Source organism: Actinomyces graevenitzii C83, assembly GCF_000239695.1.
GTDB classification, from domain to species: domain Bacteria; phylum Actinomycetota; class Actinomycetes; order Actinomycetales; family Actinomycetaceae; genus Actinomyces; species Actinomyces graevenitzii.
In genome coordinates this window covers 1164313-1188515 of the sequence record NZ_JH470338.1, presented here as the reverse complement: position 1 = coordinate 1188515, position 24203 = coordinate 1164313, and the positions used below count along the sequence as shown (strand labels likewise).

Annotated in this window: 19 protein-coding genes; 16 read left to right on the top strand and 3 right to left on the bottom strand. The window is 59.7% G+C overall.

Features of this window, described 5'->3' with window-relative positions:
* Positions 1 to 118: 118 nt before the first annotated feature.
* Both HMPREF0045_RS05130 and glpK read right to left on the bottom strand, forming a co-directional pair.
* Positions 119 to 1879, bottom strand: coding sequence for a glycerol-3-phosphate dehydrogenase/oxidase (locus HMPREF0045_RS05130; RefSeq protein ID WP_005986167.1), 1761 nt, complete (start codon positions 1877 to 1879; stop codon positions 119 to 121).
* A 304-nt stretch (positions 1880 to 2183) separates the two neighbouring features.
* Entirely contained in the window at positions 2184 to 3722 is a 1539-nt protein-coding gene (gene glpK, locus HMPREF0045_RS05125; protein ID WP_040315722.1) for a glycerol kinase GlpK, read from the bottom strand.
* A 280-nt stretch (positions 3723 to 4002) separates the two neighbouring features.
* Here glpK and HMPREF0045_RS05120 point away from each other — a divergent pair, with 280 nt between their 5' ends.
* From HMPREF0045_RS05120 to HMPREF0045_RS05110, 3 genes are read left to right on the top strand one after another with little or no spacing between them, the layout of a single operon-like run.
* Positions 4003 to 5001 carry a sugar-binding transcriptional regulator gene (locus tag HMPREF0045_RS05120; RefSeq protein WP_005986163.1) on the top strand — a complete coding sequence of 333 codons (999 nt, stop codon included), beginning with the start codon at positions 4003 to 4005 and terminating at the stop codon, positions 4999 to 5001.
* 2 nt (positions 5002 to 5003) lie between these two features.
* Positions 5004 to 6581, top strand: coding sequence for a hypothetical protein (locus HMPREF0045_RS11395; RefSeq protein WP_005986161.1), 1578 nt, complete (start codon positions 5004 to 5006; stop codon positions 6579 to 6581).
* A gap of 8 nt (positions 6582 to 6589) precedes the next feature.
* Positions 6590 to 7141: a hypothetical protein gene (locus tag HMPREF0045_RS05110; RefSeq protein WP_005986159.1), complete on the top strand. Its 552-nt coding sequence runs from the start codon at positions 6590 to 6592 to the stop codon at positions 7139 to 7141.
* Here HMPREF0045_RS05110 and radA read toward each other — a convergent pair.
* The gene (gene radA / locus HMPREF0045_RS05105; protein ID WP_005986158.1) at positions 7135 to 8517 is read right to left on the bottom strand and encodes a DNA repair protein RadA; all 1383 of its coding nucleotides are present in this window, start codon (positions 8515 to 8517) and stop codon (positions 7135 to 7137) included. The two genes, HMPREF0045_RS05110 and radA, sit on opposite strands and share 7 nt — an antisense overlap.
* 150 nt (positions 8518 to 8667) lie before the next feature.
* Between radA and HMPREF0045_RS05100 the strand changes: the two genes are divergently transcribed.
* The 13 genes from HMPREF0045_RS05100 (at position 8668) to HMPREF0045_RS05040 (ending at position 24080) form a co-directional block, all read left to right on the top strand.
* Positions 8668 to 9711, top strand: coding sequence for an ABC transporter substrate-binding protein (locus HMPREF0045_RS05100; RefSeq protein ID WP_005986156.1), 1044 nt, complete (start codon positions 8668 to 8670; stop codon positions 9709 to 9711).
* Positions 9712 to 9713: 2 nt separating this feature from the next.
* On the top strand, positions 9714 to 10715 hold the full coding sequence (locus HMPREF0045_RS05095) for a FecCD family ABC transporter permease (RefSeq protein WP_005986155.1): 1002 nt from the start codon (positions 9714 to 9716) through the stop codon (positions 10713 to 10715).
* Positions 10712 to 11683: a FecCD family ABC transporter permease gene (locus HMPREF0045_RS05090; protein WP_005986153.1), complete on the top strand. Its 972-nt coding sequence runs from the start codon at positions 10712 to 10714 to the stop codon at positions 11681 to 11683. The genes HMPREF0045_RS05095 and HMPREF0045_RS05090 overlap by 4 nt, the downstream gene beginning before the upstream one ends.
* Before the next feature lie 3 nt (positions 11684 to 11686).
* Positions 11687 to 12613 carry an ABC transporter ATP-binding protein gene (locus tag HMPREF0045_RS05085; protein WP_005986151.1) on the top strand — a complete coding sequence of 309 codons (927 nt, stop codon included), beginning with the start codon at positions 11687 to 11689 and terminating at the stop codon, positions 12611 to 12613.
* Positions 12610 to 13713 (top strand): siderophore-interacting protein, encoded by a 1104-nt coding sequence (locus HMPREF0045_RS05080; RefSeq protein WP_005986149.1) that lies wholly within the window; start codon positions 12610 to 12612, stop codon positions 13711 to 13713. Before HMPREF0045_RS05085 ends, HMPREF0045_RS05080 begins: the two co-directional genes overlap by 4 nt.
* Before the next feature lie 204 nt (positions 13714 to 13917).
* Positions 13918 to 14379 (top strand): ribose-5-phosphate isomerase, encoded by a 462-nt coding sequence (locus HMPREF0045_RS05075; RefSeq protein ID WP_005986147.1) that lies wholly within the window; start codon positions 13918 to 13920, stop codon positions 14377 to 14379.
* A gap of 60 nt (positions 14380 to 14439) precedes the next feature.
* The gene (locus HMPREF0045_RS05070; RefSeq protein WP_005986145.1) at positions 14440 to 15408 is read left to right on the top strand and encodes a hypothetical protein; all 969 of its coding nucleotides are present in this window, start codon (positions 14440 to 14442) and stop codon (positions 15406 to 15408) included.
* Between the two features lie 13 nt (positions 15409 to 15421).
* Positions 15422 to 16273, top strand: a complete 852-nt coding sequence (locus HMPREF0045_RS05065; protein ID WP_005986143.1) for an HAD-IIA family hydrolase — start codon at positions 15422 to 15424, stop codon at positions 16271 to 16273.
* 144 nt (positions 16274 to 16417) lie between these two features.
* Positions 16418 to 17995 carry an FGGY-family carbohydrate kinase gene (locus HMPREF0045_RS05060; protein ID WP_005986141.1) on the top strand — a complete coding sequence of 526 codons (1578 nt, stop codon included), beginning with the start codon at positions 16418 to 16420 and terminating at the stop codon, positions 17993 to 17995.
* Between the two features lie 68 nt (positions 17996 to 18063).
* Positions 18064 to 20154, top strand: coding sequence for a transketolase (gene tkt / locus HMPREF0045_RS05055; protein ID WP_005986140.1), 2091 nt, complete (start codon positions 18064 to 18066; stop codon positions 20152 to 20154).
* A gap of 222 nt (positions 20155 to 20376) precedes the next feature.
* Positions 20377 to 21891, top strand: a complete 1515-nt coding sequence (locus tag HMPREF0045_RS05050; RefSeq protein ID WP_005986139.1) for an Hsp70 family protein — start codon at positions 20377 to 20379, stop codon at positions 21889 to 21891.
* Positions 21892 to 21936: 45 nt separating this feature from the next.
* Positions 21937 to 22986, top strand: a complete 1050-nt coding sequence (locus tag HMPREF0045_RS05045; RefSeq protein ID WP_005986137.1) for a 1,4-dihydroxy-2-naphthoate polyprenyltransferase — start codon at positions 21937 to 21939, stop codon at positions 22984 to 22986.
* 20 nt (positions 22987 to 23006) lie between these two features.
* A complete protein-coding gene (locus HMPREF0045_RS05040) occupies positions 23007 to 24080 on the top strand; it encodes a 1,4-dihydroxy-2-naphthoyl-CoA synthase (RefSeq protein ID WP_005986135.1) in 1074 nt (357 codons plus the stop codon).
* Positions 24081 to 24203 lie beyond the last annotated feature (123 nt).

Below are 24203 nucleotides of genomic sequence, written 5' to 3'. Positions count from 1 at the left end.
ACAAAGGTGCTTTACCAGGCAGACATATGGGTATAAGGGCATACATAAGGGCGCCACCCAAGTAAATAGGCGGCGCCCTTAATGAGTATTAGTTAACTCAGGTCTGGCCTAGTTAACTTTAGACCTGGCCTAGGCCGTCCAGGTGAGCGGCTGCGGCGGCGTCCTCAGTCTCGGTCTCAGCCTGCGCCAGGGCAGTGCAGCGGCGAGCGTAGGCAGCCAGCTCAGCGGCGACGTCGTCCTTAGACCAACCCAGCAGCGGGGCGGCAATCTCAGCGATCTCGTCAGCAGCAGCCAGGCCGTGGTCGCGGTGCTCCAGGTCCAGGCGCACGCGGTGAACGATGATGTCGTCCAGGTGCAGGGCGCCCTCGTGGGTGACGGCCCAAACAACCTCAGCCTTCAAGAAGGCGGGGGCGGACTTCAGCGGCTGGCCGTACTCAGGCTTAGCGTCGATCAGCTCAAGCAGCTCCTGGGTCTCAGCGCCGTAACGCGAAAGCAGGTGGTCAACGCGGGCCAGGGTCCAGCCGTGGGCGCGGGCAATCTCGCCGGAGCGGGCGGTGACCTCGTCCAGGCCCGCAGCACCCACCAGAGCCAGGCGCTCGGTGCAGGTGGGGTGTACCTTGGTCTGCTCCACGCCGAGGGCGAAGTCGACGGCGTCGGCAGCCATCACGCGGTAGGTGGTCAGCTTACCGCCGGCGATGGAGGTTAGCCCCGGGGCTACCTCGGTGACAGTGTGCTCACGTGAAACCTTGGTGGAGGCGGTCTCGCCGCTCTCGCCTTCCTTCACGCCAGGCTGCAGCAGCGGACGCAGACCGGCGTAGACGCCGATGATGTCCTTACGGCTGATGGGCTTTTCTAGCACCGCGTTGGCGTGTTCCAGCACGTAGTCAATGTCTGCACTGGTGGCCACCGGGTGGTCGATGTTCTCGTGCCAAGCGGTGTCAGTGGTGCCGATAACCCAGTAGCGCGGCCACGGGATGATGAACAGCACGGACTTCTCAGTGCGCAGGAAGATACCGGTCTCAGCCTCAATAGCCTCCTTGGGAACCACAATGTGGATACCCTTACTGGCCAGCACCTTCAAACCATTGGTAACGCCGGCTAGCTCCTGGGTCTGTTCAGTCCACACACCGGTGGCGTTGATAACGCGACGCGAGTAAATGTCACGCACAACCTTCTTACCGGTCTTGGCGCTAGCCTCAAGGTCCTCCACGCGGGCACCAATAACGCGGCCGTGGTCGTTCTTGAGGTACTCCACCACCTTGGTGCGGCTAGCAGCCAGGGCGCCATGCTCGACGGCGGTACGCACCAGGGTAATAACCAGGCGCGAGTCATCCACGCGGGCGTCATAGAACTTGATAGCACCGGCCAGGCCAGAGGTGTCTAGCGAGGGGGCTAGGCGCTTGGTGCCCTTAGCGGTCAGGTGGTGCTGCACCGGTACAGTGGCCTTACCACGCGCACCCAGCAAGGCCAGGGCGTCATACATGCCCACACCCATAGCCGAGTAGGCGCGCTCAACCTCGTGCTTTAGCGGCCATAGGAAAGGCTGAGCCTTAACTAGGTGCGGGGCAGTCTCAGTGAGCAGGCGGCCACGCTCAGCCAGAGCCTCAGCCACCAGCGGGAAGTCAAGCTGGTAGAGGTAGCGCAGACCACCGTGCACTAGCTTGGAAGACCAAGAGGAGGTACCTGCCGCCCAGTCACCCATTTCCACGATACCGGTGCGCAGCCCACGGCTAGCGGCATCAACTGCGATACCTGCACCGGTGACGCCACCGCCGACAACTAGGATGTCTAGGCCCTCGGCGTCAGTCATTGCATCAAGTGCCGCCTGGCGCTTTTCGGCGTTGAGAGCGCTAGATGGCAAAGAAGTGTTTGCGGACATCTCTATCCTCCAAAACTAAGGAACTGTTCAAACAGGTAACAGTTTGGTTCATGTAAGTGAGCCTGCCAACAGTCGTGAACGTGCGTGCAGTGAGCTAACAGACCCCCCAAAATATGCCCAGCTAATCTGGGTAATAGTGCCTTTATATGGCCATAAAACCAGCTAAATAAAAGCCATAAGGGTGGGTCCATGCAGACCCACCCTTATGTATTGGTTCCCAACCGTAGGGGGTGACGGTTAGAAAGTCCTAGCTAGCCGGCTTATATGCGGCTAAGCCCGGCTATGCGGCTAAAGCCGGCCTTAATCACTCAACCTCAGCATCGACGTCGGCGTCAACCCAGTCCAAGGTCTTGGAGACGGCCTTCTTCCACAGGCGGTACAGGCGCTCGCGGTGCTCCTGCTCCATGGCGGGCTCCCAGCGGGCACCCTCAGCCCAGTTGTCCACCACGTCCTGCGTGCCGGACCAGAAGCCGACGGCGATACCGGCTGCGTAGGCGGCACCCAGAGCGGTGGTCTCAATGACCTTGGGGCGAACCACGGGCACGCCGGCTACGTCAGCCTGGAACTGCATCAGCAGACGGTCTTTGGTCATGCCGCCGTCAACCTTGATTTCGGTTAGCGGCACGCCAGAGTCGGCGTTCATGGCCTGCAGCACGTCCAGGGTCTGGTAGGCGGTGGATTCCTCGACGGCGCGCGCAATGTGGGCCTTGTTGACGTAGCGGGTTAGACCCACCAGGGCGCCACGGGCGTCGGGACGCCAGTAGGGGGCAAACAGGCCGGAGAAGGCGGGCACGAAGTAGGCGCCACCGTTGTCCTCAACCGAGGCAGCTAGCTCTTCAATGTCACGAGAGTTGGCGATCAGACCCAGGTTGTCACGCAGCCACTGCACCAGCGAGCCGGCCACGGCAATGGAACCTTCCAGGGCGTATACCGCCGGCTGGTCGCCGATCTGGTAGCACACGGTGGTCAGCAGGCCGTTCTTGGAGGGGACCGGGGTGGTACCGGTGTTCATGAGCATGAAGCAGCCGGTGCCGTAGGTGTTCTTGGCCTGGCCCTTGTTGAAGCAGGCCTGGCCGAAGGTTGCGGCTTGCTGGTCGCCGAGGATACCGGCGATGGGGGTGTCAACTAGCAGGCCGTTCTTGCGTCCGTAACCGAAGATACTCGCCGAGGGCTTGATTTCAGGCAGCATGGACATGGGGATACCCATGTCAGCGGCAATTTCCTCGTTCCAGGACAGGGTGTCCAGGTTCATCAGCATGGTGCGTGAGGCGTTGGTGACGTCAGTGGCGTGTACACCGCCGTCGACGCCGCCGGTGATGTTCCACAGAACCCAGGAGTCGGTGTTACCAAAGAGTAGGTCACCGGCCTCAGCCTTTTCGCGGGCGCCAGGGACGTTTTCTAAAATCCAGGCGATCTTGGGGCCGGAGAAGTAGGTGGCTAGGGGCAGACCCACCTTGTCCTTGTAGCGGTCGGTGCCTAGCTCACTGTCGGCGGCTAGACGGTCGCAGATCTTCTGGGTGCGGGTGTCCTGCCAGACGATGGCGTTGTAGATCGGCTTACCGGTGGTCTTGTCCCACACCACGGCGGTTTCACGCTGGTTGGTGATACCGATGGCGGCTACCTCGTGGCGGTTGGTTTCAGCCTCAGCTAGCACTCCACCCACTACGGAGCGCACGTTGGCCCAGATTTCTTCCGGGTCGTGCTCAACCCAGCCGGGCTTGGGGGTGTAGTTGGTGTGCTCTAGCTGGTTCATGGCCACGATAGAGCCGTCGTGATCGAACAAGATTGCCCGGGAGGAAGTAGTGCCCTGGTCAATGGCAATTACATATTTCTTCTCAGTCATACTTAATCCCTTCCACTTCGTTGTGACGCGCAAAGGCTCCCCAAGGCGATTTGTTTGGCTTGGTAAACCCTGGCGCTGTCGGACCTCTAAGTCCAACACTTTAATGCTTGGACCTAACCTAACCTCCCAGTTAGACTCCGGGACCTGATTTCCCCCGAAAGCGGTAAAAGGGATCAAGGGCTGGTGTAATGCGCGATACAATTGTTCAAGAATTTCCATGCATAGTCCGACGGGGCGCTAGCTTGGTCGGAACCTCACTAAACCGAAGAAGGCAGCTTAGATGGTTGAACGCGATGACATGGCCTTCCAGGCCGCAATGATGTATTACCTACAGTCTGAAACTATGGACGGCGTTGCTCGTCACCTGGGGGTATCGCGTTCAACGGTGTCACGTCTGTTGGCCCACGCTCGCGATGCGGGCCTGGTGCGTATTAGCTTGAATGAACCCAGTCGCCCTGACGCGTTGGCTTCCCAGATGTACAAGGCCTTTAAAGTGCGCGCTCGGGTAGTGCCGGTGCGTGAAGGCGCCACGGAGATTAACCGTCTCTCTCAGGTGTCTGCGGTGGCCGCTGAGATGATCAGTCAGAAGGTAGAAAACGGCACCATTATGGGTGTGGCCTGGGGTAACACGGTGGCAGAGATTGCTCAGTCGCTACCTCCGCGCGAGTTGCAGCGGGTGTTGGTGGTGCAGCTAAATGGCGCCGCTAACTCTTCGCAAACCGGTTTGCCCTATGCGGATGCGATTTTGAGTCAGTTCGCTGCTGCTTTCCGAGGCCGTACAGTGCATTTCCCTGTGCCGGCACTGTTTGACTATGCCTCTACCCGTGAGGCTATGTGGCGTGAGCGTTCAGTGCAGCGCGTGCTAACTATTCAAGAACGCGTTGACTTGGCTGTGTTTGGGGTTGGCTCGTTGCGTAGCCCGGTGCCTAGCCAGGTTTACGCAGGTGGTTACCTAAATGAGGAAGACCGCCGGGCGCTGGATGCTGAGGGCGTAGTGGCTGATGTGTGCACAGTGTTCTTGCGTGCCGATGGCTCTTACCGTGATATTTCACTAAATGCGCGTGCTTCTGGGCCTACTCCGGCGCAGCTAAGCCGCATTAAGACCCGTGTGATGGTGGCTTCTTCGGCTGCTAAGGCTCCGGCAATTTTGGCGGCTTTGCGGGCTAGAGTGGCTACTGACGTGGTTTTGGATGTGGCTGCGGCCCAGGCGGTATTGGCTTTAGCGGGACGTAACCGCATGGGCATTGGGCTAGGTAGCCATAAGCCGGTAGAGTCTTAGGTATGGCCAGAGGTGACGACGACAGCAGTAACCGTACTCGCGGTAGGCGTAAGTCACCTTTCCCGCCGTTAAGGCTGGTTCAAGATCTACCTGATAGCGACGACGCCGCCCCACGCAGCTCTAGTGGCGCCGGTAAGGGCGTTGGTGGTGCACGCGTCGCTAAGCCGCGCCCGAGTGCCCAGACGGGGCGCAGCGCCCACCCCAGTCAGGGCTCTGTCCGGGCGGGGGCTGCCAATAGTTCTAAACGTACTGGTCAAGGCGCTACTAGTGGGCGCCAGACTGCTTCTGGTCAAGCTCGCAAGCCTCACCCAGCTAAGGGTGGACTAGGCCAGGGGGCGGCGTCGAGAAATGCGCAGGGCCGCCCCGCGCAGAAGAACTCTTCTCAAGGGGCTGCTGGGTCAAAAGCAGCTGAGTCAAAGTCAGCTGGTCAAAAAGGCTCTACTCAAAGTGGTTCGCCGCGAGGTGCTCAGCGCAGCTCAGGCCGAGGCGGTCACAGCCACTCTCAAGCGCGCAGCGGTCAGGGGCGTAGTTCTCAAGCTCGCTCTGCCCAGGCGCGCGCCGCTCAGGGACGCAACGCCGGTCAGCCTAGTAATGCTCAGCGCAGTCAGGGGCAGTCGGGGGCTCGCGCCACTCAGGCTCACAGTGCGCAGGGCAGCCCTAGCCAAGGCCACTCTGGCCAGGCGCGCGCCGCTCAGAGCCGCGCCAGTCAACCTCGCTCCAGTCAGGCCCGCGCCGCTCAGGGCCGCAGTGGACAGGGCCGCAGCGCCCAAACCCGTAACACTTCACGCACTGGAGCTGCTAGTACTGCCCGGCGCGGCGCTGCTGGTGGCCAGCGGCAAAATCCGCGTAAACAGGCGCAAGGTGCCGCTAATCGCCGGGTTAATGCGCCTGGGGCCCGCCCCTCGCGCCCGCAATCACAGGCGCCCGAGCGGCGTCGTCCCCCCGTCACTCGTCCCAAGAAGCCGCCGCGCCAGCCAATGGACCCGGCGCTTAAAGCCTCCTTAATGCGCCTGGGACGCAACGTATTTTTGGTAGTGCTCACAGTGGTGCTGGTGGTGTGGGGCTTTAACTACGTAACTGAGACTGTGCGCGTGCAAAACTTGCAGGCGGCGCGCCAAAACCAGGGCAGTGGTATGCCCACCCCGCTGGCTTGTGACGCTAAGAATCTGGATGTCACGGTTACCTTGCCGGCCCAGGTGGCGCGTGGTCAAGCTTTAACTGTCAGCTTGAAGGTGGCTAATAAAGCCAACATTCCCTGCATATTTGATGTGGGCTCTGAGCATCTGCAAATGCGGGTTACCTCCGGCACAGACACTGTCTACGACGGCGCTACCTGCAAGGCTGAGCCAAGTAGCCGCAAAATGCTGCTGGCGCCGCTGACGGCTAAGGCTGCAGGGGAATCAGCTTATGTATCAGCTAACCCCACCCCTGACTCTTTCACCACTTCAGTTAGCTGGAGTGGGCAGCGTTATAAGGCTGACTGTTCTTCAGCTGGCCCCTCCCAGGCGGGCACATACGTGCTGCGTTTGAACCTGGATGGCAAAGAGCTTATCGGCCAGCAAGTTTTTATCGTTAAGTAGGTAGATGGATGAACGGCGTTTTTAAAGTTCTGGCGGTTATTTCTTTTGTGATCGCCGCGCTTGGCTTAGCGGCAGGGATTTGGTCTGGCTACAACCTGTTTACGCTCAGTAAAGAAGCTAGCCAGAACCGGGTGATTACCTGGCATGACAACTCTGGCCCGTTTACCGAGACGTTTACGGACAGTAAAAACGTGCTGTGGGCGCGCCTGGCTGATGGGGTGCAGGCTGATCAGGTGGCTAAGCCAGTTTGTAGCGTGACCACCGCTGACGGCTCCCAGCTAGAAGTGAAGCTGGAAAACTCCAAGTACCGCCTAGAAGAGGACGACACGGTGATTGTTGGTCACGTGTTTCCTTCCACCACCACTAATGCCACCGTAAACTGTGACACCAGCGCCGTGTCCCAGGTGGGTATCAGCCATGTTAAAGATGGCTCAGTGGCTACTTTCTTTGCGATTATCTTTATTCCCGCCGGTATTGCCCTGGTGGTGGGGCTGATGGCTGGCGTACTGTTCCTAATTATCGGCGCAATTACCGGTAAGAAAGCTGTGCGTCGTTACTGATCTAGTGGCGTTAGCGCGGCACCTACCGCCTGGGCCAAGTGAGCTACCGGTAGCACTTTCATGCCTTTAATAGGGCGTAGCTCAGCGGAGCCAGCCAAAGGCACAATTGCGCGGTCAAAACCAAGCCTGGCAGCTTCAGCTAAACGCCGCTGCACCCCCACCGTGGCGCGCAGCTCTCCGGTTAAGCCCACTTCACCAAAAGCCACCAGGCCTGGGGGAGTTGGTAAATTACGGGCCGCAGACACCACCGCAATAGCTAGGGCCAGGTCAGCAGCTGGTTCAATGGCTTTGGCCCCACCCACGGTGGAAACATAGACATCACTTGAGGAGGTATCCACCTTCATGCGGGCCTGTAATACCGCCAAAGCCATGGCGGTACGTGAATAATCCAGCCCCGAGGTGGTGCGGCGCGGTGAGCCGGCATGGGTAGAAGCCACCAAAGCCTGAATCTCAATAGCCATGGGCCGGCGTCCTTCTAAAGTGACGGTAGCGCAGGTGCCGGGAACCTCAGAGCGGGCCTGAGACAAAAACAGCCCAGACGGATCAGCCAGCTCCACAATGCCACGTTCACCCAGCTCAAAGCAGCCAACTTCATCGGTAGGGCCATAGCGGTTTTTAACTGCCCGCAGCAGACGCAAACGGGCGTGGCGCTCACCTTCAAACTGGCACACCACATCCACTAGGTGCTCAAGCACGCGCGGACCGGCAATGCCGCCGTCCTTAGTGACGTGCCCTACCAACAACACCGGAATATTGCGTTCTTTAGCTAGGGCAATGATTGACGCCGCCACTGCCCGCACCTGGCTGGTACCACCAGCTGAGCCTTCAACATCAGCTGAGGCAATGGTTTGCACCGAGTCCACTATCAGTAGCGCCGGATTAGCCTGCTCAACCTGGCCAAGCACCGCCCCTAGCTCAGTTTCCGCAGCTAGCAGCAGGTTGTCAGCTAAAGCATCAATGCGCGCCGCGCGCAGGCGCACCTGGGAGGCAGACTCCTCGCCGGTTATGTATAGGACGCTGCCGGCGCCAGTTAGCTTAGCTTGCCTGGCTGCGTTAGCGGCTACGGTAAGCAGCAGGGTGGATTTACCGACGCCGGGCTCGCCAGCCAGCAAAATCACGGCCCCGGGCACGATCCCCCCTCCCAACACCCGGTCAAGCTCACCAACCCCACTGGGACGGGCCTGGGCTGACTCGGCACTGACCTGAGAAATGGGCTGAGCGGCCTGAATGGGGGTGCGCACAGCGGTTTTGGCTAGGCCAGCACTGGCACCAACCTCTACCAGGGTGCCCCAAGCCTGGCACTGGCGGCACTGCCCCTGCCATTTCGCACTGAGCCAGCCACATTCACTACAGCGATAGCTTTCCTTTTTTGCCACGGCTTCACTCTAACGCGCCTATACCACGGCGCTAGCGACGTAATTTGCAAGTTCCCAAAGCCCCAAATTAACTGAGATAAACCTAACCTTGTTACCCTAAGCACACTAGGCCACACTCTTAAGGGTAAAACCGTTTAAAAGGGGATAAAAATGATGCTTTCACGTCGCCACCTACTGGGCGCCAGCGCCGTCGTCGCTATTGGGACAGGGCTAAGCGCCTGCGGTACCAAAACTGCCGGCAGTCAGGCCAGAGCCGCCAGCAAGGCCACAGACAAATTCCCGGTAAACGTAGCCCACGTCTACGGCACCACCACCATCAAAGCTGAGCCCAAGCGGGTAGTGTCCATCTCCTCGGGCAACGAAGAAGCCATTATTGCCCTGGGGGTAGTGCCCGTAGCCATGCCCGCAAACACCTGGGGCGGCAACAAATACAAGTCTCTGCCCTGGAAGGATGAGGCGCTAACCAAGCTCGGCGCCGCCCCCGGCAGTGTCAACTACCCCAAGCAGTTCACCTCCACCGACTCCCTGCCCATCCAGGAAATCGCCGGTTACAAGCCGGATCTGATCGTGGCGGCACTTAGCGGCATCAGCAAAGAAGAATACGACCAGCTCAGCAAAATCGCCCCCACTATCGCCTACTCCAAGACTGGCGGAGCCTGGACCACCCCCTGGAATGAAGTAACCACCATGGTGGGCCAAGCGCTAGGCCGCAGCGCCAAGGCCAAGGAAGTAGTAGACGCCGTCAACGCCCAGTTTGCGCAGGTAGCTAAGCAGCACCCCAAGTTCAAAGGCGCCACCTTCATCACCGGCGCTATCGGCAGCGCAGACCACTCCATCTCCCTGTACATGCACGGCGACAACCGCTCGCGTTTCTTCCAGGCCCTGGGTCTAGTGCAGGCCCCGGTGGTGGCCGCCATTGACGCCAAGAGCAAAACTTTCTACGCCGACTACTCCGCTGAGCAGGCCGACAAGCTGGTAGCTGACGTCTTCCACTCCTGGGTTGATGACGAAAAGGCCGCCGCCGCCATCAAGGCTGACCCGCTGTTAAGCAAGATCCCGGCCATTGCTAACGGCAGCGCCATCTTGGATTACAACAAGACTGACGCCATGAGCATCTCGGCTTTCAGTGCGCTCAGCGCCACCTATGCGCTCAAGTCCTACGTGCCGCGCGTAGCTAAAGTCCTTGAGAAGTAGCCTTGACGCTAGCTAAAAAACGCCTACTTATTGCGGCGGCGCTAGTTATTACCCTGGCCCTGGCCTGTGCGGCTTCCTTCATGTTTGGGGCCCGTGCAATTAGCTGGCAGGTGGTTAGCGCCTGGATTGATGATCGGCCGGTAAAAGCTATCGACGCCGCCGTACTTGAGGCGCGCTTGGCCCGCACCGCAGTGGCTTTAGTAGCCGGCTCGGGGCTGGCTTGCGCCGGCGCCGCCATGCAGGCCATCACCCGCAACCCGCTGGCCGACCCGGGGTTAATTGGGGTTAACGCCGGGGCGGCCCTGGCCGTGGTGGTTTTTACAGTGCTAATTGGTTACGCCACGCCCGCCTCATACCTTTTTAGCGCCATGGTGGGGGCGGTTATCGCGGCGGCGCTGGTGTGGGGCGTGACTATCACCGCCTCCTCGGGGGCCGACCCCATCACACTGGTACTGGCGGGTGCGGCCACCAGCGCGGGCGTAGCCAGCGTGACTCAGCTGTTTATCCTCACACGCGGCCAAGACATGGATTCTTTCCGGCGCTGGACCCTGGGCGTGGTTAGTGGCCGCAGCTGGGAGCTGATTTGGCCGGCTGCCTGCCTGGTAGGGGTCGGGATTTGCCTGCTTTTGCTGCAAAATCGCGCCTTAGATGGGCTCTCTATGGGCGACGACGTCGCCACCGGCCTGGGTATTAACCTGCTGCGGGCCCGCTCCCTGGGGGCACTCGGGGCTGTGTGTTGCTGCGCGGGAGCTACCGCCTTGGCTGGTCCGCTAGGCTTTGTGGGCATTATTGCGCCCCACCTACTGCGGGGCGTGGGCGGGCCGGCAATGGGCTGGGTGCTGGGCTCTAGCCTGCTAGCTGGCCCCATACTGGTGATCGCCGCCGACACGGTGGGGCGCCTAATTTGGCCGCCGGCGGAGGTGCCCGCCGGGGTGCTGGTGGCCCTAATTGGGGTGCCGGTGCTGGTAGCGCTAGTGCGACGCCGGCAGGTGGTGTCACTGTGAAAGTCCGCCTCAAGAACGTAAGCGTGGCCGCAATTTTGCTGGCCCTGGCGGTAGGCGGCGCGCTTATCTCCCTGCTGCTAGTAAACCCCCAACTAGGTTTTGGGGATTTGTGGCTAGCCGTAACGGACCCCGATTCCACTGCCGCCTTAATTGTGTGGGAGTTTCGCGCCGCCCGCATAGTGCTAGGCGTGCTGGTGGGGGTGTGTTTTGGGCTGGGTGGCTCACTGCTGCAACGGCTTATGCGTAACCCCCTGGCCAGCCCCGACGTGCTGGGGGTAAGCGCGGGCGCCTCGCTGTGCGCCATGGTAGCGATGGTGATTTTTGGGCTGCGTGGCTTGCCAGTGTCTGGCGCGGCCTTTGTGGGCGCTATTGCCATTGTGGCCATTGTGGGTTTCCTGGCCGGTGGGCGCGGCGGTATTTCTGGCCGTTTTGTGCTGATCGGGGTGGGGGTAGGGGCCGCCGTCAACTCCTTGATCATCATGGTCACCACCTTTGCTAACACCTACCAGGTGCGTGAAGCCATGGTGTGGCTGTCTGGTTCACTAGCCTCAGCCACCTGGCAGCGGGTAAGCCTGCTAGCCGCGCTAATGGCGGTGCTAGTACCCCTGGTGGCGCTGCGCCGTCGTAATTTGGAGGTGCTGGAGGTAGGTGACGATCTGGCCGCAGGTTTAGGGGCCCGCCCGGTGCGTGACACCATGATCATTGTGGCCTTGGTGGTGGCGCTGATTGCTAGTGCGACGGCGGCTGCCGGGCCGATTGCTTTTGTGTCTTTTGTGGCCGGCCCCTTGGCACTGCGCCTAACTGGCCGCTGGAGTTTGAGCTTGAGTGCGCTTACCGGCGTGGTGATTGTGTTGCTAGCTGATGCGGTGGGGCAAATTTTGCCTTCCGGCCCCTACCCGGTGGGCTTGATAACCGGCGCTTTGGGGGCGCCGGTGCTGCTAAGCGTGTTGCTGCGTAAAGGAAATTAACAGATGACGAATAAATCACCGGCCCCCGGCTCGCAGGCAGACGCTGAGCAGCCAGGCGCAGCCAGTCAAGGCCCGCAGGGCGCGGCAAGTCAGCCCCAGCCGGGCGCGGCCGCTCAGGGCCAGCTTTCTGCCAACCAGGGCCAGCTAAGCGCCCAGGGAGTGCAGCTAGGCTACGGCGGCCAGCCAATCGTTAAAGGCGTCAGCCTTACCCCTCCACCTGCCCAGCTAACTGTGCTGGCCGGGCCTAACGGCTGCGGTAAATCCACCCTGCTACGCGGCCTAGCCAGGCTGCTTAAACCCAGCCAAGGCCAAGTGATCCTAAACGGGGCCGACATCGCCTCACGCCCCGCCCGCGCCGTCGCCAAAGAACTAGGCCTACTGCCCCAGGGCCCCCAAGCCCCGGCCGGACTAACCGTACGCGAACTAGTGGCGCGCGGACGCTACCCGCACCGCTCCCTGCTACGCAGCTGGTCGCGTGAGGATGAACAGGCGCTGACCCAAGCCCTGGCCGACACCCACACCACCGAACTAGCCCACCGCCAAGTAGATTCACTCTCCGGTGGACAGCGTCAACGCGTGTGGATCGCCATGGTACTGGCCCAGCGCACCGGTGTGCTGCTACTGGATGAACCCACCACCTACCTGGATCTAACCCACCAAATCGAGGTGCTGGATCTACTACGTGAGCTAAACCGACGCCACCAAACCACCATTGTGGTGGTGCTACACGAGCTCGCCCTAGCCGCCCGCTACGCCGACTACCTGGTGTTTATGCGTGAGGGGCAAATCCTGGCGGCGGGCGAGCCCGCACAAGTGGTCACCACCCAAAACCTGGCGGCAGCTTTTGAGCTAGAGGCGCGAGTAGTGCCTGACCCGGTCTCGGGTACGCCCCTGGTGGTGCCGGTGCGCTCACTGAGGGGGCAGAAGTGAGTTACGCAGCGCTGGCACTAAAAGTTGTGCAGGTTGAAAACCCCCTGCCTGGATACGCCCGTATTTGGTTAAGTGGGCCTCAGCTGCATTTAGTCGACGACGGCGGCCTCGGTGGGTTGCGTGATACCCGCATCAAACTGATTGTGGGTGCAGCTAGCGACGACGCCGGTCTGGCGCTGGGCCAGCTAGACGGCGGCTGGTACCACCAATGGCTGGATCTGCCAGTGAGCCAGCGCGGCTATATGCGCACTTATACGGTGGCCTGCCAACGCCACGACCAGGCCGGCAGGCTCAACGAAATCGCTATCGACATCCTAACTGGTGGCGTTGAACCTGGTGAGCAAGGGGAGCGCAGTGGCGGTGTGTCCGGCCAGCCAGGCGAGCACGGTGAAAACAGTGGGTGCGCTGGCAAACCTGGTGTCACTGGGATGCCAGCAGAGCATGAAGGGCCGGGCGTGAGCTGGGCGCGGCAAGCTAAAGCCGGCGCTAGCTGCGTAATGTTGGCGCCCTGGCGCGGCTATGACGCAGCCGGCCAGCGCCTGGCCTCCGCCCTGGACCAGCGCGGTAGCGGCCTAGAATACCGGCCCGGGGCGGCCAAACAAGTAGTGCTATTAGGTGATGGCAGCGCCCTACCGGCAATTAACGCCTGCCTGCACTACGAAGCCCAACAGAAAACAGACCGCCACTTCACCGTGGTGCTCAGTGGCCCGCCAACTTGGAGTGACTACCTTAAACAGGCCGGGGTAGGGCCGGACCATTTGCAGGTAAGTGCCGTAAACCAGGGCTGGGTAGAGCAGGCAGCCCGCGCCGCAGCCCAAATATGGCAAGACTGGCTGGCTGAAGTGGCAGCGCTAGACGGCGTCGAGAGACAAGACTTACCCAAGCTCGACGTCGATACCGACATACTGTGGGAAACCACCACCGAAACCCAAGCTGACCTTGGCCAAGACCAATCGCTGACACAAGCTCCCTACTTTTGGGTGGCCGGTGAACGCAGCCAGGTAGCCGCTATTCGGCGGGCTTTAGTGCGCCAATGGGGCGTGGACAGGCGCCAAGTGTCCTTTATGGGCTACTGGCGCGCAGGCCAAGCTGAATCGTGATGCCTAGGCATTAAGAAATATCGCTAAGGCTGTGGCCGGCGTTGCACAGATGTGCCCAATATCCCAATTTGACTGGCTTTTAGAGGGGATAACAAGGCAAACTGTGTCAGGGGCTAAGCAAGCCTTTGGATGCTGTATACAAAGCAGTAACCGCAATTATTACTACTAGCTATACCTGTGGTATGCGACAAGGAGGTTGTAAATATGGGATTCAAAGTAGTTGTCGGCGCTGACATCGCTGGATATGAATACAAGGAACGTCTAAAAGCAGATCTGCAAGCAGATCCGCGTGTTGACGAAGTAATAGACGTAGGTGTTGATGCGGGACAAGACATTGATTACCCGCACATCGGGGTGGCAGTTGCCCGCAAAATTGCTGCCGGTGAAGGCGATCGCGGCTTGATCGTGTGCGGTACTGGTATGGGGATGGCGATGGCCGCCAACACCGTGCCGGGAATCCGTGCTTCAGTGGCTCACGATTCATTCTCTGTTGAGCGTTTAGTGCTTTCCAACAACGCACAGGTGCTAACCCTGGGCCAGCGCGTAATTGGAATTGAACTGGCTCGCCGTTTGGTTAAAGAGTGGCTGGGATACGTATTTGACGAAACGTCCCACTCGGCCCCCAAAGTTGCGGCCCTAGACGACTACAGTCTAAACCGGGAATGACCCGCACTTCACACTCGAAGTAACCTACCTCCCAGAAATTGCAATAAGGAGCGCAGATTAATGGATCTCGACCTCGCGGTCGCCGGTATCTCTGTGTACTGGATTATCGCCGCTATCGCAGGTGGCTTTATCGGCGCCTGCGTCGGTGGTAACTACGCATTCGTGTTCACCGGCGTATCGGCCCTATTCGGCCTAGGCTATATGGTTGCCACCAAGGACAGCTACGTGCTGGACTACATTGCCTTTGGCCCCGTCTTTGGCCCTCACGTATGTTTTGCTGGTGGTGCGGCAGCCTCGGCATATGCAGCTAAGCGTGGCTATATGGAAGACGGTAAAGACATTGTTACTCCGCTTAGTGGCCTAGGTAAGCCGGATGTATGGCTGGTTGGTTCTGCCTTCGGTGTATTTGGCGCCATCTTGCAGAAGCTTGTGCTGATGATCCCGTGGTTCGGCCACCACACCGACTCGGTTGCTTTCACTGTGTTCATCTCCGCTATCTTGGCTCGCCTAATGTTTGGTGACTCCCTCTTCGGTTCCAAGCCGGCCCTGCAGGGCTTCAAGCCGCGCGAAGGCGCTCGCTGGCTCGAATGGCAGGAAAAGCCCTCACAGTTCATCACTCTAGGTGTTATGTGGGGTATGGCTTTCGGTGGTGCCGCCCTGGTGCTCAGCCACCACTTCCCGGTTCTAGCTGAAGCCAAGAACGCTCAGGTATTTGGTTTTGCCATCTCCGCCCTGTGCATCTTGATCTTGAACCTGGGTCACAATGTGCCCGTAACCCACCACATGACCATCACCGGTGGTCTGGCTGTAACCCAGTTCATCCCGGTGCTGGGCCTCACCCCCGGTCACGGCGTGGGCTTGATCTACCTGCTGCTCGGTGCCCTGGGTGGTCTAACCGGTGCTGTTATCGGTGAAGTTGCTGCCCGCCTGTTCTACGACCGTGGTAACACCCACATTGACCCCCCGGCCATCGCTATTTGGACCACCACCACCATCTTCATGGCGGCGGCCCAGATCGCTGGAGCCTAAGGTGTAAACCGTCATGGACGACGTCGTTAAAACCCCCACGGACTTTTACGCCGCCTACATCTTTGACATGGACGGCACCATCTACCTAGGAGACCACCTCCTACCCGGTGCCAAACGGATGATCGAGCAGCTGCACGAACGCAATATTCCCGTGCGCTACCTATCCAACAACCCCACCAAAGACCCGGCCGAATATGCGCAAAAGTTGGCGCGACTGGGGCTACCGACGCCGGTTGAAGAAATCGTCAACACGGTGGTCACCACGGTACGTTGGCTGCAAGCTAACCACCCCGACGCCGTCGTCTATCCGATCAGTGAAGAGCCACTTAAGCGAGCCCTAACCGAAGCCGGTTTTAAGATCAGCGAAGACCCCAGCGAAATTGATGTGGTTATCGCCTCCTACGACCGCACCTTCGAATACCGCAAGCTACAGATCGCCTTCGACGCCATCTGGTTTTACAAGCGGGCCATCCTGATTGCCACCAACCCAGACCGTTTCTGCCCCTTCCCGGGCGGACACGGCCAGCCGGATGCGGCCTCAATTATCGCCGCCATTGAGGCCTGCACCGGTACCAAATGCGTAGCCAACCTGGGCAAACCAAACCCGGTGATGCTCACCGCCTCACTAGCGGGTCTAGATGTGGACCCAGCCAACTGCGTAATGGTAGGTGACCGCCTACAAACCGACATCCAAATGGCTCTAGACACCGGCATGGCCAGCGCTATGACCCTCACCGGTGAGGCCACTCTTGATGATGTACGTGCGCGTGCAGAAAATCAGCGCCCACGCTACATACTCGATCGCATCGACAAACTTATCCCGCTACAGTACTGGCCCCAGCTAGGCTGGAGTGAAGACGACTAGCGCTTAACCGCGCCGGTTCATAAAGCCCGGTGGATTCCTTGCTAAATAGCTAAGTCACCGGGCTGACTATTAACCAGGGACACGGTAGTCCCGCCACCAAATTGCATTTTTTAAATGCAATTACTAAACGCAAGGGAGCAAATGATGGCATTTGTAAACATTAACGGCCCATTCGTAATGGGTATTGATTTCGGCACCGAATCATGTCGCGTGGCTATTTTTGACCTAGAAGGCCACCCGATTTCATTCGCAGCTACCCCCTATAAGACTCACTACCCGCGTCCGGGCTGGGCTGAGCAGTCGCCCGACGACTGGTGGAACGCACTAATGGCCTCCACCCGCAAAGCCATGGACAACGCCTACATTCCGCCCCAGTCCATTGGTGGTATCTCCTATGACGCCACCACCATGACCGTGGTGCCCATGGACAAAAACGGTAACGCCCTACGTAACGCCATCATGTGGATGGATGTGCGCGCCACTGAGCAGGCAGAGCGGGCGCTGACCTCAGACTCCTGGGCGCGCCTATACAACGGCGGTGGCACCATGCCGGCAACCGCCGAATGGTACCCCTTCAAGGCCGCCTGGCTACGTGAAAACGAGCGCGATATTTACGACGCCGCCTACCGCCTAGTTGACGCCCCCGACTGGCTCACCTACCGCCTGACCGGCACCTGGTCTGTCAACATCAACTCCGCTGCCCTGCGCATGTACTACAACCGTGACCACGGCGGCTGGCCGGAAGACTTCTACGCCCACGTGGGTGCCGGCGACGTCTTTGACAAGCTCCCTGAAACCGTAAACGACCTGGGTGTACTAGTGGGCGAGCTGTCCACTGTCGCCGCCCGCGACCTGGGCCTAGTGCCGGGCACGCCGGTAGCTCAGGGTCTGCCCGACGCCTGGGCCGGCCAGATTGGTTTGGGTGTGGTCAGCCCCGGCAAGCTAGCCCTGATCACCGGCTCTTCCCACGTAATCACCGGTCAAAGCGCGGTGGCTGGCTACGGTGAAGGCTTCTTCGGCTCCTACACCGACGGCGTTATCCGCGGCCAGTACACCGTTGAAGGCGGTATCTCCTCCTCCGGTTCGGTACTCAAGTGGTTCAAGGAAAACTTCGGCGGGGCCGTTGCCGCTGAGGCTGAAGCTACCGGCATGAGCCCCTATTACCTGTGGGACCGTAAGGCTGATGAGCTGCCCATTGGTTGCGATGGCCTAATCGTCAACGAATACTTCCAGGGCAACCGCACTCCCTACACCGACTCCAAGGCGCGCGGTATCTTCTCTGGTCTGTCCCTGGGACACACTGCCGCCCACCTGTACCGGGCCATTGAGGAGGGCGTGTGCTACGACGTCGCCCACAACCTACTCAAGCTGCGCCAAGCCGGCATCGAAACCAAGGAGCTGGTGGCCTGCGGTGGGGCAACCAAGTCGCGTCAGTGGATGCAGATGCACGCGGACGTGACCGGGGTGCCCATCACCCTGACCGAAGTGGGCGACGCCGTCGTGCTGGGCTCTTGCATGCTGGCTGCGGTAGGTAGCGAGTTCTACTCCTCAATCGAGGACACCGCCGCGAACATGGTGCACGTAACTGAAACCATTGAGCCCAACCCCGAGGCCCACGAGGAATACCAGTTCTACTTCCAAACCTACATGGAGCGTTACCCGGCGCTACGCGAGCAAATCCACTCCACGGTTGACCACCTCAACGCCAACGCCAAGAACTAAACCAGAGTAAGCTTATAGGGTGCTATAAAGCCCGTAGCTTGCCAGGATAATAAGAAAGGCACTTTTGAATGACTAAATCGTTTAGCTGGAATGAGCTAGATGAGCGTGCAGTGGCGTTTGGCAAGGCACTGGCGGCAGACGCCGTGGAGAAGGTTGGCTCCGGACACCCGGGCGCTGCAATCTCCCTGACGGCGGCGGCCTACTTGCTCTACCAGAAGGAGATGCGAGTAGACCCGGCTTGCCCCACTTGGCTCGGACGCGACCGTTTTATCCTCAGTGCCGGGCACGCCTCGGTGATGCAGTACGTGCAGCTGGTGCTAGCTGGCTACGGGCTGGAGGTTAGCGATCTGGAGCAGCTGCGTGAGCGTGGCTCGCGAACCCCTGCACACCCCGAATATGGTCACACCCCGGGTGTGGAGGCTACCACTGGCCCGCTAGGCTCCGGTTTTGCCGCTGGGGTGGGTATGGCTGCGGCTGCCCGCCGCGAGCATGGCCTCTACGACGCCGCCACCCCTGCCGGTGAGTCAATTTTTGACCACAACATCTACGTGATTGCCGGTGACGGCTGTATGCAAGAAGGCGTAACCATTGAGGCCGCCTCCTTCGCGGGCACCCAGGAGCTGGGCAACCTGATCGTTATCTGGGACGACAACGCCATCACCATTGAAGGTGACGCCGCTCTGGCTTTCCGCGACGATGTTGAGGCCCGTTTTGCCGCTCAAGGTTGGCACACTGCGCACGTGGACTGGCGCAATGCTGGCAGTGACGGCGGCTACTACGAGGACGTAAAGGCCCTGCACGAGGCCCTAGAAGCTGCCCGCGCAGAAACCAAGCGTCCCTCACTGATCCGCCTGAGCACCATCATTGCCTGGCCGTGCCCCACCAAGCAGGGTAGTGCCTCCTCCCACGGCGCCAAGCTAGGTGAGAGTGAGGTGGCTGGTCTCAAGCAGAACCTTGGCCTAGACCCCAACGAGCGTTTTGCTCTGCCGGAGCAGGTGCTGGAACACACCCGCACCCAGGCTGGCCAGCGTGGCGCTGCGCTGCACGCCACTTGGGATAAGCGTTTTGAGGCTTGGGGGCAGGCTAACCCGCAGGCCCTGGAGCTGCTAGAGCGAGTACGTGCTGGCCTACTGCCGGCTGAGCTCGACGACGTCCTGCCGGTTTTCGAGCCGGGCTCTAGCCTGTCCACCCGCGCAGCCAGTGGCAAGACCCTGTCGGCTATCGCCTCCACACTGCCTGAGCTGTGGGGTGGCTCTGCTGATCTGGGCGGCTCCAACATGACCAACATTGCTGGTGCCAGCGAGTTCCTACCCGAAGGCTCACTAAACCCTGAGGAAAATGGCCCCTACGGGCGCATTATCCACTTCGGGGTGCGCGAGCACGCTATGGGTAACATGCTCAACGGTATTGTGCAGTCGGGGCTGACCCGCGCCTACGGCGGTACCTTCCTGGTATTTTCTGACTACATGCGCCCGGCTGTACGCCTGGCTGCTTTGCAGAAGCTACCCACCGTCTTTGTGTGGAGCCACGACTCTATCGGCGTGGGTGAGGATGGCCCCACCCACCAGCCCATTGAGCACATTGCTTCGCTGCGAGTTATCCCTGGCCTAAACGTGGTTCGCCCCGCTGACGCCAACGAAACTGTGCAGGCTTGGCTAGGCGCCTTGGCTCACCGCGATAGCCCCACCGGATTGGTGCTGTCGCGTCAAAACCTGCCGATCTTTGACCGCAGTCAGGGCGGCTTCGCTCCCGCTGAAGGTACTTTGCGTGGCGCCTACACCCTGGTTGAGGCCAGCAACTCCAAGCCGCAGGTGCTGCTGCTAGCTACCGGTAGTGAGGTGGCTTTGGCGGTTGAGGCACGCCAGGCTCTAGAAGCTGAAGGTATCCCCACCCGCGTGGTGTCTGTGCCCTGCTGGGAATGGTTCCACGCGCAGGACGCCGAGTACCGCGAGTCGGTGCTACCCAGCCAGGTAAAGGCCCGCGTGGCCCTGGAGGCTGCCTCCTCTATGGGTTGGCGCGAATGGGTTGGCGACGCCGGCGAGATCATTGCCATTGATGAGTACGGCGAGTCGGCTACGCCCGCTGAGCTGTTTGAGTACTTTGGTTTCACCGTGGATAACGTGGTGGCTAAGGCTAAGCAGTCACTGGCGCGCGCCTAAGCACGCACCTAAAACACACCTAACAGGTTTAGAGCGCGGTCAAACGCGTTGAACTCTAGACCTGAACACTAAGCAGGTGGAGATTGAATGCATCGTTAGATTCAATCTCCACCTGCTTGTTTTTATAAGAAGGTGTATTAAACCATGTCTACCTGGCAATATTGCGTCTCATTTGCGTGTCGTCTATTGGTTATAATCTTTGCACTGCCATAGGCTTGGCACATGAGATTCGGCGTCGATTTTGGAACCACCCACACTACCGTCGCTTATGCGGACCGTGGCAACTACCCAGTTGTCAGTTTTGGCAATGAAGCAGGCGACTGGATCGATTACATTCCGTCCTTAGTGGCCTGGGATGGAGCCAAACTTGTCTACGGTTTTGAAGCTGAAGCCGTGGCCCTGACTGGCGGCGATTTCCTGCGTTCAATTAAACGCCTGCTGTCTGATGTTGACGTCACCCCCAACACCCAGGTGAGCCTGGGGGAGCGCAGCTACCCCATTATGGAGCTAGTTAGCGGCTTTTTGGCTTATGTGGCTCAGCAGGTGCGCGAGTCCTCCACTATCAGCCCGCTGCGTGAAAATGAACCGCTGGAGGCGGTAATTGGTATTCCTGCCCACGCTTTTAGCGGTCAGCGCCTAATGACTATTGAGGCTTTTGAACGTGGCGGCTGGCAGGTGCTGTCCATGATTAATGAGCCCAGTGCTGCCGGTTTTGAATATACCCAGCGTTACGCCTCCACCATTAACTCCAAGCGCACCCGCGTACTGGTTTATGACCTTGGTGGTGGCACTTTTGACGCCTCCCTGGTTTCTTGCGAGGGTAAACGCCACGAGGTGATTGATTCTTATGGTCACAACCAGCTCGGTGGTGACGACTTTGACTCTGCCCTAGCTGACCTGGTTTTGGCCAAGCTGGGCCGCGAGCGCGAGCAGCTAAGCTCGCGTGAGTTGAACCTGCTGCTGCATGAATGCCGTATCGCTAAGGAGTCTTTGAACCCCAACTCACGTTCGGTGGCGGTTGAGGCTCTGGGTAAGAGCGTGAGCGTTCCGGTTAAGGCTTTCTATGAGGCTATTGATGAGCTGATTGAGCGTACTTTTGCCGCCATGGAGCCGCTGGTGCATGTTAATGCGCGCGGTAAGTTTGCGCTCACCACTGAGACTGCGGGCCTGTATGTGGTTGGTGGCGCCGCCCACCTGCCGGCTATTACTCGCGCCCTTAAGCAGCGTTATGGCTACCGTGTGCACCGTTCTAGCTACACGGCTGCTTCTACCGCTATTGGTTTGGCTATTGCGGCTGACCCTGACTCTGGTTACGCCCTGTATGACAAGCTTTCACGTGGCGTGGGTGTGTTCCGTGAGATGCGTGGCGGTCAGGAAGTTAGCTTTGACCCGCTGCTGGGTGCTGACTTGTCGCTGGCTCCTAGCGGGGATGTGAGCTTGGTGCGTACCTACCAGGCTGCCCACAATGTGGGTCACTTCCGGTTTGTGGAGTACACCGAGACGGACGCTTATGGTGTGCCCGTGGGTGAGGTTTCCCCGGCTGGCACGGTGCTGTTCCCCTTCACTCGTCAGCTGCAGGAGGACCGGGGGGTTGACCTGGCTGAGGTTGCGGTGGAGCGTATTGATAATGGCCCGCTGATTGAGGAGCGTTACGTGGTTTCGTCTGCCTCTACGGTGCAGGTGACTATCACGGATCTGTCTACTGGTTTCTCTATCACCTGTGACCTGGGCGCCTGAGCGGGGCGCCAGTGCCGCTAGCCCTAGGCGAGATAGGCTTGGCTTGTGAATGAAGTAGCCCCGCGTCGTCCACGTCGTCCTTTGGCTATGCGCCGGTCTGTGGCTCAGCCTGTGCCTGAAGATTTAACCAAGGTGGTGGCTGAGCCGGAGCCTAGCTTGGAGCCTGAAGCTAAGTCTGCCGCTAACCGGCTTGAGGCCGCTAAATGGGCTGAGGTGGTGCGCCTGCGTACTTTGCCGGCTGCTTTGGCGCCGGTGCTGGCAGGCTCGGGCGTGGCTGGTGCTTTGGGTAGGTTCGACGCCGTCGCTGCCTTGCTGGCGGCCCTGGTTGCGTTGGCTTTGCAGATTGGCTGCAACCTGGCTAATGACTACTCTGACGGGATTCGTGGCACCGACGACGAGCGCACTGGCCCGGCCCGCCTGACCGCTTCTGGGCTGGTGGAGCCGGTTAAGGTTAAGCGTGCAGCCTTTGGTTGCTTTGGCGCCGGGGCGCTGTTTGGCTTGATTTTGGTGGCTTTGAGTGGCACCTGGTGGCTGATTGCGGTGGGTGTGGCGGCTGTGGCGGCGGCTTGGTTTTACACGGGCGGCGCTAAACCCTATGGCTACTTGGGTTTGGGTGAAGTGTTTGTGTTCGTGTTCTTTGGGCTGGTGGCTACTGCCGGCACTACCTACACGCAGGCTCACGCGGTGCCCTGGTGGGGTTGGTTGACCGCAGTGGGGGTGGGCTTGATTGCCTGCTCGCTGCTGATGGTTAACAACCTGCGTGATATTGAAACTGACCCGGCCCATGGTAAACGCACTTTGGCGGTGCGTTTGGGCTATGAGCGCGCTAGCCGCCTCTACCAGGTGATGCTGTTCGCACCCCTGATTTTGGGTTTGGCCGCCTTGTGGGGTGGGGGCGAGCCCGGTGGTTCACTGGGTGTGTTGGCTTCTGTGTCTGTGGTGGCGACTGTGCTGTGGGGGCAGTTGGCGTTGTTGGCTTGGCGTCCGGTGGCCGCTAAGGCTAAGGGCCGTGAACTGATTGGCGCCCTGAAAATGGCTGGTATTTATGAGCTGGTTTACGGCCTGAGCCTGGGCCTAGCCCTACTGGCGGTCTAAGGCACAGTTAAACTGTGTCCATGAGCGCGCAATACCCACTTCCCAAGCAGGTTTCTGAAATTTTTGATCCCACTAAGTGGCGTGACATCGCCGGTTTTGAGGATCTAACTGACGTCACCTACCATCGGGCAGTTAGCCGCGACGAAAACGGTAACTGCACTGATAAACCGATTGTGCGCGTGGCCATTAACCGCCCTGAGCTGCGTAATGCTTTTCGTCCCCACACCGTGGATGAGCTTTACCGAACCCTTGACCATGCCCGCATGAGTGGGGATGTGGGTACGGTTATTCTCACCGGTAATGGTCCCTCGGCGCGCGACGGCGGCTGGGCTTTTTGTTCTGGCGGCGATCAGCGTATCCGTGGTCGTGACGGCTACCGCTACGAAGTTGAGCCCACCCAGGCCCCAGAGGCGGCGTCGTCGGCAGAAAAAACCGCAGAAAGTGGGCCGCAGGGAGCACCAGAGCCTATAGCAGCGCTAGACCCCAGCGGGCAGCTGGCCTCCACTACCGCCAGGCGTGAACGCATTGACGCGGCCCGCGCTGGCAGGTTGCATATTTTGGAAGTTCAGCGCCTAATTCGCACCATGCCTAAAGTGGTTATTGCGGCCGTGCCCGGGTGGGCGGCAGGCGGCGGTCACAGCCTAAACGTGGTGTGTGACCTGTCGATTGCTTCACGTCAGCACGCGCTTTTTAAGCAAACCGACGCCAATGTGGGTTCTTTCGACGCCGGCTACGGCTCGGCCCTACTGGCACGCCAGGTGGGCGATAAACGTGCCCGCGAAATTTTCTTCCTGGCACGCACCTATGACGCGGAAACCGCCGAGCGTTGGGGAGTGGTAAACGAGGTGGTAGACCACGGAGAACTAGAAAATAAAGCCATTGAATACGGCGAGATTATAGCCACCAAATCTCCCCAGGCCATCCGTATGCTTAAGTTTGCTTTCAACCTGGCCGACGACGGTTTGGCTGGCCAGCAGGTCTTTGCCGGTGAAGCTACGCGCCTGGCCTATATGACCGATGAGGCTGTGGAGGGGCGTGACTCTTTCGTCAACAAACGCCCGGCGGACTGGTCATCCTTCCCGTACTACTTCTAAAACCGGCTCTGAACTGGGCTTTGCTAGCCATCTATACCTAAGGTCATGGTGGCCTAACTCGGTGTCAGTTTAAACTTATCTATGCGTACGTTTCGGTACTTTTAGCTGATATTGCGTACGTTA

Excerpts from the sequence above, each read along its gene's own strand:
- HMPREF0045_RS05130 (WP_005986167.1), bottom strand. The coding sequence starts at position 1,879 with ATGTCCGCAAACACTTCTTTGCCATCTAGCGCTCTCAACGCCGAAAAG.
- glpK (WP_040315722.1), bottom strand. The coding sequence starts at position 3,722 with ATGACTGAGAAGAAATATGTAATTGCCATTGACCAGGGCACTACTTCC.
- HMPREF0045_RS05120 (WP_005986163.1), top strand. The coding sequence starts at position 4,003 with ATGGTTGAACGCGATGACATGGCCTTCCAGGCCGCAATGATGTATTAC.
- HMPREF0045_RS11395 (WP_005986161.1), top strand. The coding sequence starts at position 5,004 with ATGGCCAGAGGTGACGACGACAGCAGTAACCGTACTCGCGGTAGGCGT.
- HMPREF0045_RS05110 (WP_005986159.1), top strand. The coding sequence starts at position 6,590 with ATGAACGGCGTTTTTAAAGTTCTGGCGGTTATTTCTTTTGTGATCGCC.
- HMPREF0045_RS05100 (WP_005986156.1), top strand. The coding sequence starts at position 8,668 with ATGATGCTTTCACGTCGCCACCTACTGGGCGCCAGCGCCGTCGTCGCT.
- HMPREF0045_RS05085 (WP_005986151.1), top strand. The coding sequence starts at position 11,687 with ATGACGAATAAATCACCGGCCCCCGGCTCGCAGGCAGACGCTGAGCAG.
- HMPREF0045_RS05075 (WP_005986147.1), top strand. The coding sequence starts at position 13,918 with ATGGGATTCAAAGTAGTTGTCGGCGCTGACATCGCTGGATATGAATAC.
- HMPREF0045_RS05070 (WP_005986145.1), top strand. The coding sequence starts at position 14,440 with ATGGATCTCGACCTCGCGGTCGCCGGTATCTCTGTGTACTGGATTATC.
- HMPREF0045_RS05065 (WP_005986143.1), top strand. The coding sequence starts at position 15,422 with ATGGACGACGTCGTTAAAACCCCCACGGACTTTTACGCCGCCTACATC.
- HMPREF0045_RS05060 (WP_005986141.1), top strand. The coding sequence starts at position 16,418 with ATGGCATTTGTAAACATTAACGGCCCATTCGTAATGGGTATTGATTTC.
- tkt (WP_005986140.1), top strand. The coding sequence starts at position 18,064 with ATGACTAAATCGTTTAGCTGGAATGAGCTAGATGAGCGTGCAGTGGCG.
- HMPREF0045_RS05050 (WP_005986139.1), top strand. The coding sequence starts at position 20,377 with ATGAGATTCGGCGTCGATTTTGGAACCACCCACACTACCGTCGCTTAT.
- HMPREF0045_RS05040 (WP_005986135.1), top strand. The coding sequence starts at position 23,007 with ATGAGCGCGCAATACCCACTTCCCAAGCAGGTTTCTGAAATTTTTGAT.